Below are 12,316 nucleotides of genomic sequence, written 5' to 3'. Positions count from 1 at the left end.
GTCGGATCGGTCGGGGCCGCGCGTCAGGACCGCGCGGCCAGCAGGCAGTCCTCAAGGAACGTCAGGACGCGCAGGTGGTAGGCGGTGGCCGTGCGGCCGAGGCTGATGTTGTGGCCCGCGGCGGGGAGGTGCTCCACGGTCACCCGCGGGGACGAGGCCAGGCGGGAGGTCATCGACGTCAGCGTGGGATCGTCCAGGCGCCACCAGGCCTCGTGCTCCGCGAAGGTGAGCCGGACCGGGACGCGCACGTTCGGGGCCAGGGCCTCGTACTGGGCGGGCCAGTGGACCGTCTCCGCCGACTCGCGCGGCGGGGTCGGGGAGAGCAGGGCGCGGCTGGCTCGGAAGGTGCCGTGAGGGTAGAGGCGCAGGGGGCCCCAGTTGAGCCCGATGGCCCCGCCGCCGAGGGTGGACGGCAGACGCAGGGCCTGCGGGTGGTACCGGTAGCCGACGCCCGAGACGTCCAGGCCCAGCAGCCGTACGCCGCCCTCCGCGGCGGCCGTGTGGAAGGCCACCTTGCCGCCGTCCGAGTGGCCCAGGAGGAGGACCCCCGCGCCGATGTCGTGCCCGCAGGCGTGCTCCTTCAGGGCGGCCTGGAGCGTTTCGGCCTGGTCGGCCAAGGTCTGGCCCTCGGGAAGCCGGTGTGCCGAGTCGCCGTACCCGGGGCGGTCGACGGCCAGTACCGCATGCCCGAGGCCGGTGGCGAGGGGAATGAAGGAGTTCCAGTACGCCGCCCGCATGCCCCGGCCGTGGATCGCCAGGATCGTGGACCGGGCCGCCAGGCCCTTCGGCAGCTCCAGGATCGCCGACAGCGGGACACCCGCCGCGTTCAGCTTGTACACGAGTATGCCGTCTTGGGCAGTCGTCATCGGACCGCCGGTCCCGTTCGTGCACCCGCCACCGCGTCCATCCACGCTGCCGGCGACCCGCTGCGCAGCAACGATGTGCCCACCAGCAGTCCGCCGAACCCGGCGTCCAGGAGTCCGGCGGCGGTGGCCGGGTCGTCGATGCCGCTCGCGCTCACCGGGCACGCGGTGCCGGTCGCACGGACCGCCGGGAGCAGCTCCAGGGAGCGGCCCGGGTCACCTGCGCCGCGTTCACGTGTCTTGATGTCCTTGTTGTTGACCGCGATCACACACTCGGCGGGATGGTGGACCGGTTCGAGCTCGGACTCCTTCGTTATCTCGACGAAGGGGGTGAGACCGGTCCGGAGGCACTCCGTCACCAGCGTGCGCATGCTCGACCCGGGCAGCAGGGCTGCTGTCAGCAGCACCGCCGACGCGCCGAGATCCTTCGCTGTGCGGATCTGGTCCTTCCTGGTGATGAAGTCCTTCTGGAGGAGCGGCAGGCCGGTCAGCGCCGCCACGTCCCGCAGCAGGGCGGGCGAGCCGCCGAACCAGTGGCCCGTCACCACCGAGACACAGGGCGCGCCCGCCGTCTCGTACGCCCCGACGATCTCGGCCGGGGTCCTGCCGCCGAGCAGGTCGTACCCGTGTGCGTCGCGCCGTTTCACCTCCATCACCACGGGGGTCGGGGAGGCCAGGAGGGCCTCGAGGAACGAGAACTCGGTGCGGTTCCGCTTCGTCATCGCGACGGCTCCATCCGGGGGTGGTCGGGGACACGGGTGTCCGTGCACCAGGCGCGAGCCAGGGCTGCGACCTCCGCCCTCCCGAAGCCGCCGGTCGACGGGTCGCGCACCGCAGTGTCCACGTCGATACCGCGGAACCCGGGGTGGCGTACGGTCTCCTCGTGTGCGGGGCGGCTGGCCGGGGTCAGGCCCCCGGCCAGCAGGAAGGGCCGGGACAGCCGGGGCAGCAGGTCCCTGACGCGGGCCGGGTCGAGGGTGCGGCCGGTGCTGCCGATCCGGCCGTCCTCGGTGGTGGTGTCGAGGAGGAAGAGGTCGGTGCCGGCCCGCTCGTACGCGCCGATCAGCGGGCGTTCCACACAGCCGCTCTGTTCCGCCACGTGCAGCACCTTGATGATGCCGACCTCTGCGGGCAGCGCCCCGCGCAGGGCCCGTACGACCGCCGGGGGCTGGTACGCGTGCAGCTGCACCCAGCCGACGCCGGTGCGCCGCACGATCTCGGTCAGCCGGTCCGGATCAGCCAGGAACGTGACCAGGACCGGCAGCAGGCCGACCGAACGGGCCGCCGAGGAGAGGGCGGCGAGCCCGTCCGGATCCAGTTCCGACGGGCCGCCGGATACGCCGTGCCACAGCCCGACGCAGTGCGCCCCGGCGGCGGCCGCCGCCTCGATGTCCCGCGAGGCCGTGGCCCCGCAGACCTTCAACAGGGCCGGGGGCAGCGGGTGTTGGGTGATCACTTGCCGAGTCCCAGCATCGAGGCGATGCGGTTGTACTGGATCTCGTTGGTGCCGGAGTAGATGGTGCCGCCGACGGCGCTGCGCACGTCCTGCTCCAGGCCGTACTCCGACATGTAGCCGTGGCCGCCGAAGATCTGCACGGTGGTGAGGCTGGTCGCCAGATTGCTCTCGCTCGTGACGAGCTTGGAGATGGCGAGGTCCACGGTGACGTCCTCGCCGGCTTCCAGCTTCTCGCCCGTGTCGTAGAGCCATTTGCGGGCGGTCTCCAGCTGGATCTTCGTGTCGACGATCTTGTTGGCGATGCTCTGGTACGAACCGATCGCCTTTCCGAACGACTTGCGCGTCGTCGCGTAGTCGACGCACCGGTCGAGGCGGTGCTGCATTTCGCCCACAATGACGATGAAGGAGAACAGGATCTCCCGCTTCATCACGTGGTCCAGGACCAGGAACCCGCCCCCGGCCCGGCCGAGCACCGCGCTCCTGTGCACCCGGACTTCGTCGAGGAACAGCTCGCTCAGCGGCGAGGTCCGCAGACCCATCTTCTTGACGGGCCTGCCCACGGTCAGTCCGGGGATGTTCCTCTCCACCAGGAACGCCGTCGTTCCGAGCGGGCCGCCGTTCGGATGGGTCCGGGCGTAGACCACGATCACGTCCGCGACCGGCCCGTTGCTGACGAACACCTTGCTGCCGTTGATGACGAAGTCATCCCCGTCACGGACGGCCCTGGTGGTCATCGCCATGGCATCCGAGCCGCCTTCGGCCTCGGTGACGGCATGGGCGCCGATCATCTCGCCCGAGCAGATCCCGGGCAGGTAGCGCTCCTTCTGCTCCACGGTGCCGAACTGCTGGAGCGGGACTCCGGTGGAGCACATGGACGTGGTGACCGAGAAGCTGAGGCCCGAGTCGCGGTTGCACGCGCCCAGGCCCTCCAGCACGTACATGGTGGTGAGGAGGGACTGGCCGATGCCTCCGTAGTCCTCGTCGAAGGGCAGTCCGAGGATGCCGGTCTTCTGCACGACCTTCCACTTGTCCTGCGGGAAGGCGGACTGTTCGTCGAGCTCGATGTGGTCTGCGCTGAGTGCGTCTCCCCACCGTTCCAGGCCTTCGCGTAGATCTACCTGGTCGGTGTTCCAACGAAGCACGACGGACCCCTTTGATCGGACTGATGGTTCGGACGAGTGGCGCTTCGGGTGCGGTGCTCAGTAGGCGGAGGAGGTGTGCGCGTCCAGGTTGTGGACCTCGTCGCCGCGCAGGGCCGGCGAGAAGACGCAGACCAGGCGCAGATCCTCGTGCGGGCTGGCGCCGAGGTAGTGGGCATCGTGGTGGTCGAGGGCGTACATCCGGCCTGGGACTATCTCGTGCGAGGTGCCGTCGAGCTCGATGACCTCGCCGGAGCCCGCGATGCAGTAGCAGGCTTCCAGGTGGTTGACGTACTCCAGACGGGACTTGGTGCCGGCCAGCACGGTGGTGTCGGTGAGCGAGTAGCCCATGCCGTCCTCGGCCACGAGGAAGCGGCGGCTGAGGCCGTTGCCCCACTCGACGGTCTTCACCGACTCGATGTCACGAATGATCATGGAAATCTCCTGTTCAGGAAGGGGGGTGGAGCTCTTCGACTGGGAAGGGTTTCAGTGCGGCGGTACTGGCAGGACCGAGCGGACGAAGTCACGGAAGGCCTCGGTCACATCGAGGCCGGCTTCCTGCGCCCGCTCCACGGCGGCCACCGCGGCGGAGCCGATGATCGCGGCGTCGGCGCCACTGGCCCCGACGGCCTCCACGTCCTGCCGCGTGCTGACCCCGAAGCCGACGGCGATCGGGGAGCGTGAGTGCGCCCGGAGCCCGGTGACCGTCTGGGCCAGCGCGGCGTGGCCGGCGGCGGGTGCGGTCCCGCTGCGTCCGTAGTGGGCGACGAGATAGAGGTAGGCGGAGGCGTGCGCGGCGGCCTCGGCCTGGGTCTTGGGCGGGCTCTCGGCGTAGCAGGTGGTGACGATCGGGAGTCCGGCGGCCGCGGCGGACTCCCGGTGCGTCTCGCACAGGCGAGGGGGCAGTGCATGGATGAGCAGACCGTCCGCTCCCGCCGCGGCGATGTCCCGGGTGACGGCGGCCAGGTCCCGGTGGCCCAGGGAGTACCTCCAATCGGCGAGCAGCGCGATCCGGGTCCGGGTGAGCTGCGGCCGTACGCCTGCGAGGAAGGCGAGGACGTCGTCCAGCCCCACCCCGCCGTGGTCCATCGCCCGGCGCGCCGACCGCCGGACGACCGGCCCGTCGGTGACCGAATCGGGAAAGGGGACGGCCAGTTCCAGGCAGTCCACCCCCTCCTTGTCGAGCATGAGGACCAGGTCCCGCAGGACCGGCAGCGGCGGGTCGCCGGCGTTGAGGAACACCGCGAGTCCCGGGCCCCGGCCCGCAGCGCGGTGTGCGAAGAAGGGCGCGGGGGCCGATGTCGCTCCCGTGGAGGGGAGCGGCCCCGTCCCGGCCGTGACGGTCCCGGTCGTCGTCGTGACCGCCGCAGGCCTACGCACGGGCCACCGCCCGCACGGCCTGCGCCAGGTCGTGAGCGGCGCCGGATCGGACCGCCTCCTCGGCCAGCGAGAACGCGGAGCGCCAGTCCGGGTGGGTGTCAGCGGCCACGGCCAGGGCGGCCGCACCCAGGCAGACCGTGCGGGTGGCCACCGCGCCTGCCGTGCCGGAGAGGACGGACAGGAAGTGGTCGACCGCTCCGGCGGGCTCGGCGGCGGGCCTCAGATCCTCGAAGGAGCCGTCGCCTGGGGTGAGTTCGCCCGGCCGGATGATCCGGCTCCGGGAGTCTTCCCCGTGGACGGTGTTGGTCACGAAGGGCAGCAGTTCGTCCGCGCCACTGTCGTTCGAGGCCAGCCAGATCCGGCGACCGGTCGTGGTCGCGGCGAGTTCACGCAGGGTGTCGAGGGGGGCGTTCGCCGAGACCCCGGTGACCTGGGCGGTCACCGGGAGGTCCGCGAGGAAGGGCCCCAGGGCGTTCAGGAAGCGGCCGAAGGGCTTCATGCTCAGCGGGGCCACGGTCCGTGCCAGCCGCGTCAGCTGTGCCGGGTAGACGAAGGGCCCTGCGAAGGCGATCCCGTACGTGGCGAGGGTGTCCTCGGTCTGGGCGTAGGAGGAGGTGAGACGGACGCCGAGCCGCTCCAGCAGATCGACGGAGCCGAGCGAGCTGGTGTAGGCCCGGGATCCGCTCTTGACGACCTTGACCCCGGTGGCCGCGGCGACGAACGCCGAGGCGGTGGAGATGTTGAAGGTCCTGGGACCGCCCCCGGTGCCGACGACGTTGACGGTGCCGTCCCAACGGGCGGGCACCGTGTTCGCCGTCCGGCGCTCGGCGAGCGAGTCCACCAGGTGGCGCAGGGTCCGGTGGTCGGGGAGCCGGCTGCCCAGAGCGGCCAGCAGGGCGACGGCCTCGGCCCTGTCGAGACTGCCGTCGCCGAGCTGGTCCCACCAGGACCGCCAGGTTTCGCGGCCGACCGGGGCCTGCTGCTTCAGCAGGCCGGTGAGTGCGTCATGCACGGTCGGGCTCCTTCTCATCTCCGTCGGGGATGAATCAGGGATGAAGGGGTGGGCGGTGCTACGCGTCCGCCGTGCGGCGGGACTCGGTGATGAAAGCGTCGATCGCCGCGACGCTGCGGAAGTTGTCGGGGTTCAGGTCGGTGTCGCCGATGACGAGCTCGAAGCGGTCCTCGACCCAGGCGATCAGCTTGAGGACCCCCAGGCTGTCGATGACCCCGTCGTTGAGCAGGTCGTGGTCGGTCGAGAGCTCGTCGGCCGCGGTGCCCGGGAGGAACTCGGTGATGATGAAGTTCTTGATGGTGTCGATGTTGCTCATGACGCGATTCCTTCGGCGAGAGGTACGGCGACGGGCGTGGTGGTGGAGGAGCTCGGCTGGTCGAGGTGGTCGAGCGCGTTGCGGTCGACCTTTCCGGTGGCCGTCTTCGGCAACGGCGCGTCGGTGATGGTGAGCCGGTTGGGCACGGCGACCCTGGGCAGACGCCGGGCACAGTGTTTGCGCAGTTCCAGGCCGGTCAGGGCGGAACCGGGGGCGCGCTGGACGCCGGCGACGAGCGTCCTGCCGGCGATCGGGTCGGGCCGGGCGGCGACGCCCGCCTCCAGTACACCGGGGTGTTCCAGCAGGACCCTCTCGATCTCGGCGGTGTTGACGGCGACTCCGCGTACCTTGACCTGGAAGTCGGTACGTCCGGTCAGATGCAGGGTGCCGGCGGCGTCGCGCCGTACGAGGTCGCCGGTGCGGAACCAGCGGCGGTCGTCGAGGCCGAGCGGGTGGGCCGTGAACTTGTCGGCGTGCCGGACGCGGTCGAGATAGCCGAGAGCCTGGAAAGGCGTGGAGACGAAGAGTTCTCCGCTGCCGGGCCCTTCGACGACGATGTTGGTGTCGGGGTCGAGGACGAGGGCCCGCACACCGGGCAGCAGCCGGCCGATGGGTACGGCCGCGAAGGAGGCGGCCCGCGTGTCGACCTCGTGGACGAAGCTGTCGTTGGTCTCGGTGCAGCCGTAGATGTTGTGGACGCGGGCCCCGGGGAACAGGGCGGGCAGGGCGGCGAGGGTCCGGTCGGGGATGGCGTCGCCCGTGAACATCACGTGCTCGACCCCGGGGAAGTTGTCACCGCTCTTGTCCGCCGCGGCCTTCAGGAGCCCGAAGGCCATTGGGACGGCCTGGACGACCTGGACGCCGTGGCGCAGGATCAGGTCGCTCAGGTGGTGGCCGTGGGCGGCCAGCGCCGGGTCGACGAGCACCACGCTCGCGCCGCGGGCGAGGCTGGTCCAGACGTCGAGCAGGCACAGGTCGAAGTTGAGGGGGGCGTAGTTGAGGACGGTACGGCCGGGGCCGATCCCGAAGGCCGGGCCGGCCCACTGGATGAACCGGTCCACGGCGTCCATGCCCAGCGGGACGATCTTCGGCAGGCTGGTGGAGCCGGACGTGGTGAGCATGAAGGCCACGCCGGCGGCCTCCTCCGCCGGCAACGGCTGGGCCGCGACCGCCGCGTTGGGCGCGACCCTGGCGGGCTCCCCGCCGGGTGCGAGGACATGGGTGCAGCCAGCCTGTGCGAAGAGGTCGGCGAGCAGGGTGTCGGTGAGGGCAGGGGACGGGAGCATCACCGGCCGCCGGGCCAGCAAGCAGGCGAGTACGAGCGCCACGGCACCGGGCGACTTGTCGGCCAGGACACCGACCGGCACCCCCGGAGCGAGATCCAGGCACGCGAGCCGCCCGCGTTCCTGCCCGGCGAGCTCGTACAGCTCGCGGTAGCTGGTTTCCGCCGCGTTGAAGACGAGAGCGGTGGCGTCCGGCCGCGTCTTGACCTGCGTGAGGAACCCCCCGATGATGCCGAGCTCTTCGGAGCCGGCGGCCGAGCCCAGGGGCGCACTGCCGGGCATGGGCTCGGTCATCGGGGACCGCCTTCCGCCGGGGCGGCGAACCCGATCCAGCCCGATTTCACGGCCGCGCCCTTCGGCGTCCTGCAGGTGAAACGGACGACGCCGGCTTCGGCGTCGGGCTGGAAGACGATCTCCAGTGGCACGTCGGGAGGCACAGGGGCCGAGAAGCGGCAGCCGAGGCCGCGCACCCTGGAGGAGTCGCCGGCCACGAAGCGGTCCACGGCCTCCTCCACCGCGAGGGCGACGACGCTCATGCCGTGCGCGATGACGGTGTCGAACCCGGACCCGCGGGCCGCCTCCGCGTCAAGGTGGATGGGGTTCAGATCGCCGGAGGCGTGGGCGTACGCACGGATCCAGTCAGTGGTCAGCGTGTGCACCGCGGTCTGCGGTTCGCCGCTCCCCACCGCGGCGGGGGCGGCTGGGCCGCCCGCGACGGTGCCGAACGGCTCCAGCAGGGTCGCGCCCACCAGCAGGGCGGAGATGACCAGTTCCGCGAAAGGGCTCGGGCCGTCCTCGTCGACGAGCTCGACCCCGAGCTCGACCCGCGCGCCGCGCGGCTCCTTGCGGATGCCGAGCACGTCCAGCCGTACGGTCACCTGCTCGGCGGGCCGGACGGGCCGGACGGTGCGGATGCTCTGGCCGAGGTGGACCACGGACACCGGGCCCGGCTCGGGTGCGGTCAGCGCGGCGACGGTTTCCTCGGCCACGGTGTGGGCGAGGACGAAGGCGTGGACGGGAGAGGCCTGGCCCGGCGCAGCATCCGGCAGCCCTCGCCGGGCGGCGCGGCGGAACCCGGTGATCCCGGGCTCGGTGACGGTGACCGTCCGGACCCGGGAGGGGATCGGGGGGACCGAGGGGGGCGACAGGAGCGTCATGCTGGTGTCACCACGAGGGAGGAGTTGTGGCCGCCGAAACCGAACGAGTTCGTGATCGCGGGTCCCGAGCGCACGGCGCGGGGCGCGCCGTGGACGACGTCGATGTCCATTTCTGGCTCCAGCTGTTCATGGTTGGCGGTGGGCGGCACCTCGAGGCTGCGCATGGCCTGCACGGTGGCGATGAGTTCGACGGCCCCGGCGGCGCCGATGAGGTGGCCGATGACCGACTTGGGAGCCGTCACCGGCGGTTGGGAGGGGCCGAAGACCTTGGCGAGAGCGGCGGCCTCGGACCGGTCGTTGTACGGGGTGGAGGTGCCGTGAGCGTTGACGTGCACGATGTCGCCGGGGCCGAGCCCGGCGTCGGCGATGGCGCCGGCCATGGCGGCCGCGGCTCCCGCGCCATCGGGCAGCGGCATGGAGAGGTGGTGGGCGTCGGCGGTGGCCGCGTACCCGGCGACCAGCCCGTACGTCTTCGCACCGCGCGCCCGGGCGTCCTCCAGCCGTTCCATGACGACGAATCCCGCGCCCTCGCCCATCACGAAGCCGTCGCGGTCCTTGTCGAAGGGGCGCGAGGCGTGCTCCGGGTCGTCGTTGCGCAGCGAGACGGCGTTGAGGTTGCCGAATCCGGCCAGGGTGACCGGAGTGAGTGTGTGCTCGCAGCCGCCCGCGATGACGAGGTCGGCGCGGCCGGTCTGGAGCAGCATCAGGGCATGGCCGACGGCGTCGGCGCCGCTGGCGCAGGTGTTGGCGACGGTCAGGGCGGGGCCGGTCCAGCCGAGCCGGATGGCGATCTGTGCGGCGGCCGCGTTGGGCATCGTCATCAGCGGCATCAGCGGGTTGACCTTGGCCGGTCCGCCCTCGGTGAAGTGGGTGGACTCCAAGTCGCTGGTGGCGCGGCCGCCGACGGCATTGCCGACGATGACGGCGGTGCGGCCGGCTTCGGCGGTGGGCGATCCCGCGTCGCGGTGGGCGGTAAGGGCGGCGGCCGTGCCGTAGTGGGCGAAGGGGTCCATCCGGCGGACGTCCTTGGCCGGCACGAGCCCGTCGAGGCCGTCGAGGCCGCGGACCCGGCAGCCGATCCGCACCCGGTGGCGGCTGAGGTCGCAATGGGTGAGTTCGGTGGCGGTGGACCGGCCGGCCCGCAGTGTGTTCCACAGCTCGTCCGGGGTACACCCGCCGGGGGTGACAACGCCCATGCCGGTGATGGCCACGGACGGCTGCGCCGAACTTCCCCTCGGCGATCGAGGCATGTCTACTCCCTGAGGTGTAAGAGGCGTGAAGGGGACCGTCGTGATGGCGCTCAGATGATCCGGCACTCGCGGGCCGACGTGATGAAGGCCTCGGCGGCGAAGTCGATGTCGGCCGTGGTGTGGGCAGCGGTGATGGCGATGCGCAGCCGGGCCAGGTCGTTGGGGACGGCCGGGGTGACCACGGGCAGGCCGATGACACCGTTCTTGCGGCAGACGGTGGCGTAGTCGTAGGCGGCGGTGTCGGATCCGGCGATCACCGGGACGACAGCGGTCTCACTGTCCACGGTGCTCATGCCGGCCTCGTGGAGGACGGAGCGGAAGCGGGCGGACTCGCGCTGGATGAACTCCACGCGGCCCGGCTCGCGCTGGAGGATCCGCAGGGACACCAGGGCGGCGGCGGTCTGGGCGGGACCCAGGGCGGCGGAGAAGAGGAACGGGCGGGCCGCGTACTTGAGGTGGTGGATGAGTTCGGAGGAACCGGCGACCCAGCCGCCCATGGAGGGGATGGCCTTTGACAGGGTGCCGAGCTTGACATCGACCTTCACCTCGTAACCGAAGTGCTCCTCGATGCCCTTGCCGGTGTCGCCGATGACGCCGAGCGCGTGGGCCTCGTCCACCATCAGCAGCGCGTTGTGGGCGTCGCAGACCTTGCGCAGGTCGGGGAGGGGGGCGATGTCGCCGTCCATCGAGTAGACGCTGTCGACGATGACCAGGCGGACGCCGGTGTCGGGGGCGGCGGTGAGGCGCCGCTCCAGGTGGGCGACGTCGTTGTGCCGGAAGCGGGTGACGGTGGCGCCGGAGAGCTTGCAGCCGTCGACGATGCTGGCATGGTCGTACTTGTCGATGAAGACGGTGTCGCCGGGGCCGACGAGGGCGCCGACGGTGCCGACGTTCGCCGCATAGCCGGAACCGAAAACGAGGGCCTGCTCACGGCCGGCGAACTGGGCGACCTCGGCCTCCAGTTCCTCGTGCAGCGGCGTGGAGCCGGCCAGCGCGCGGACCCCGTGGTTGCCGGTGCCGTAGCGGTCGACGGCGGCCTTGGCGGCGGAGACGACGCGCTCGTCCCCGGCCAGGCCGAGGTAGCTGTATCCGGACATCATCAGCAGGCGCCGGCCGTCCTGGTCCGCGTACGCCGAATCGCGCTCGACGGTGTACGCGACGAAGCTGTTCTTCCGGGCGGGCTCGTACTCGAGGGACCGCACCCGGTCACGGAAGTACGACAGCTTCGGTTCGAGGCGGTCCCAGGCAGCGGATGCGGTCACGTACTTCTCCTCGTCGCGAGCGTCCGGCGGATCCGGAACCCCATCGATGACCTGGCGTCCTTTCGGCCGGGCCCTGGTGGAACTCCATTAATGCCCGTCAGGCGCAATAGCGGCGCAAGATCGCTACGAGGCAGGGGTGGCATTGTATTCGGCGGTCGGTCGTCCGCTATCAAGGTTGACATCCGTAGTGAGCACGTACATATCCTCTGGGCGGCACGAGCTAGGGGGAAGCTATGCACGAGCTAGGGGGAAGCTATAGTGATGATCAGGCTCATCGGTCTCGTCATGGTCGAGTCAGATGGGGGACCGCCTCAGCACCTTTCGAGCGCCCAGGCACAGGTGGCGTTCGCACGGCTGCTTGTTGAGCGTCATAACGGAACGGACCGCTACCAATTAGCGGAAACAATATGGCCCGACGGTCTTCCGGACACCTGGGCGTCGGCATTGCGGAGTGTCGTGAGCCGTGTGCGCACATTTGTCACGACTTCGCAAGACCAGCCCGGGGTCACTCCGCTGGTGTCGCAGGGCGGCCGTTACGTCCTGCGGATGCCGCAGGACGCGGTCGTGGACGTGGAGTGCGCGGAAGCCGCGGTGACCGAAGCCGCCGATGCGTTCGCGAACGGTGCGTACGCGGTGGCCCAGCAGCTCGCGGCCGGCGCGGTGACGAACCTGCGCGGTTCGTTCCTTCCCTCGCGCGAGGGCGAGTGGGTCAACACGATGCGTGAACAGCTCGAAGAACTCCGCCTCAGGGCGCTGGAGATCGCGAGCCTGTCCTCGTCCAACCTCGGCATCGAGCACCACGCGCTGCGCTACGCGGAGGAGGCGGTCCGCCGCGCCCCGTTCCGGGAGAGCGCTTACCGCTGCCGGATGACGGCTCACACCCGGGCAGGCAACCGCGCCGAGGCGATCAGGAGCTACCAGCAGCTGCGCGAGGTGCTGGCGGAGGAACTGGGCATCAGCCCGGCGCCCGAGACGGAGGCGGCGTACCTGGAACTGCTGCGGGCCCAGGAACCCCGGCGCGCCCCGCGCCTCTTCACCGCCCTGGAGCCGGTCCTGACGGCGGTCGCCGAAGGCAACCACAGCGCGTCCGCCCACCGCCGGGGCTCCCTGGCCGAGCACAGCCGCGCCACGCACCGCGTACCGGACTCCCCCGGCGCCTGATCCGTCCACACGACGGCTGCCGCCGCTGGCCCGCAGC

13 protein-coding genes are annotated in these 12,316 nt (G+C 71.1%); 1 reads left to right on the top strand and 12 read right to left on the bottom strand.

The window, feature by feature from the left end; all coding sequences use genetic code 11:
• Positions 1 to 23: 23 nt before the first annotated feature.
• Genes ACIQOW_RS20255 through ACIQOW_RS20200 form a run of 12 tightly spaced genes read right to left on the bottom strand, consistent with a single transcriptional unit; the run spans position 24 to position 11,118 of the window.
• Positions 24 to 866 carry an alpha/beta hydrolase gene (locus ACIQOW_RS20255; protein WP_401086876.1) on the bottom strand — a complete coding sequence of 281 codons (843 nt, stop codon included), beginning with the start codon at positions 864 to 866 and terminating at the stop codon, positions 24 to 26.
• Positions 863 to 1,585: an indole-3-glycerol-phosphate synthase gene (locus ACIQOW_RS20250; RefSeq protein WP_401086874.1), complete on the bottom strand. Its 723-nt coding sequence runs from the start codon at positions 1,583 to 1,585 to the stop codon at positions 863 to 865. Before ACIQOW_RS20250 ends, ACIQOW_RS20255 begins: the two co-directional genes overlap by 4 nt.
• Entirely contained in the window at positions 1,582 to 2,319 is a 738-nt protein-coding gene (locus ACIQOW_RS20245) for an N-(5'-phosphoribosyl)anthranilate isomerase (RefSeq protein ID WP_401086873.1), read from the bottom strand. Before ACIQOW_RS20245 ends, ACIQOW_RS20250 begins: the two co-directional genes overlap by 4 nt.
• Positions 2,316 to 3,461 (bottom strand): acyl-CoA dehydrogenase family protein, encoded by a 1,146-nt coding sequence (locus ACIQOW_RS20240; RefSeq protein WP_401086871.1) that lies wholly within the window; start codon positions 3,459 to 3,461, stop codon positions 2,316 to 2,318. Before ACIQOW_RS20240 ends, ACIQOW_RS20245 begins: the two co-directional genes overlap by 4 nt.
• Before the next feature lie 57 nt (positions 3,462 to 3,518).
• A complete protein-coding gene (locus ACIQOW_RS20235; RefSeq protein ID WP_401086869.1) occupies positions 3,519 to 3,893 on the bottom strand; it encodes an ectoine synthase in 375 nt (124 codons plus the stop codon).
• A gap of 51 nt (positions 3,894 to 3,944) precedes the next feature.
• Complete coding sequence (gene trpA / locus ACIQOW_RS20230) at positions 3,945 to 4,838, bottom strand: tryptophan synthase subunit alpha (protein ID WP_401086867.1); 894 nt, start codon at positions 4,836 to 4,838, stop codon at positions 3,945 to 3,947.
• On the bottom strand, positions 4,831 to 5,850 hold the full coding sequence (locus ACIQOW_RS20225) for an anthranilate phosphoribosyltransferase (RefSeq protein WP_401086865.1): 1,020 nt from the start codon (positions 5,848 to 5,850) through the stop codon (positions 4,831 to 4,833). Before ACIQOW_RS20225 ends, trpA begins: the two co-directional genes overlap by 8 nt.
• Before the next feature lie 58 nt (positions 5,851 to 5,908).
• Complete coding sequence (locus ACIQOW_RS20220) at positions 5,909 to 6,166, bottom strand: acyl carrier protein (RefSeq protein ID WP_401086863.1); 258 nt, start codon at positions 6,164 to 6,166, stop codon at positions 5,909 to 5,911.
• Entirely contained in the window at positions 6,163 to 7,743 is a 1,581-nt protein-coding gene (locus ACIQOW_RS20215) for an AMP-binding protein (protein ID WP_401086861.1), read from the bottom strand. The genes ACIQOW_RS20220 and ACIQOW_RS20215 overlap by 4 nt, the downstream gene beginning before the upstream one ends.
• Entirely contained in the window at positions 7,740 to 8,606 is an 867-nt protein-coding gene (locus ACIQOW_RS20210; protein ID WP_401086859.1) for a MaoC/PaaZ C-terminal domain-containing protein, read from the bottom strand. The genes ACIQOW_RS20215 and ACIQOW_RS20210 overlap by 4 nt, the downstream gene beginning before the upstream one ends.
• Positions 8,603 to 9,856, bottom strand: a complete 1,254-nt coding sequence (locus ACIQOW_RS20205) for a beta-ketoacyl-[acyl-carrier-protein] synthase family protein (RefSeq protein WP_401086857.1) — start codon at positions 9,854 to 9,856, stop codon at positions 8,603 to 8,605. Before ACIQOW_RS20205 ends, ACIQOW_RS20210 begins: the two co-directional genes overlap by 4 nt.
• Before the next feature lie 50 nt (positions 9,857 to 9,906).
• On the bottom strand, positions 9,907 to 11,118 hold the full coding sequence (locus ACIQOW_RS20200) for an aminotransferase class I/II-fold pyridoxal phosphate-dependent enzyme (RefSeq protein ID WP_401086855.1): 1,212 nt from the start codon (positions 11,116 to 11,118) through the stop codon (positions 9,907 to 9,909).
• Positions 11,119 to 11,634: 516 nt separating this feature from the next.
• Between ACIQOW_RS20200 and ACIQOW_RS20195 the strand changes: the two genes are divergently transcribed.
• Entirely contained in the window at positions 11,635 to 12,279 is a 645-nt protein-coding gene (locus ACIQOW_RS20195; protein WP_401086853.1) for a BTAD domain-containing putative transcriptional regulator, read from the top strand.
• Positions 12,280 to 12,316 lie beyond the last annotated feature (37 nt).

The organism is Kitasatospora sp. NPDC091335 (assembly GCF_044757205.1).
Lineage (GTDB): Bacteria > Actinomycetota > Actinomycetes > Streptomycetales > Streptomycetaceae > Kitasatospora.
The sequence above is the reverse complement of the archived record's forward strand: the minus strand, read 5'-3'. Positions and strand labels throughout refer to the sequence as shown.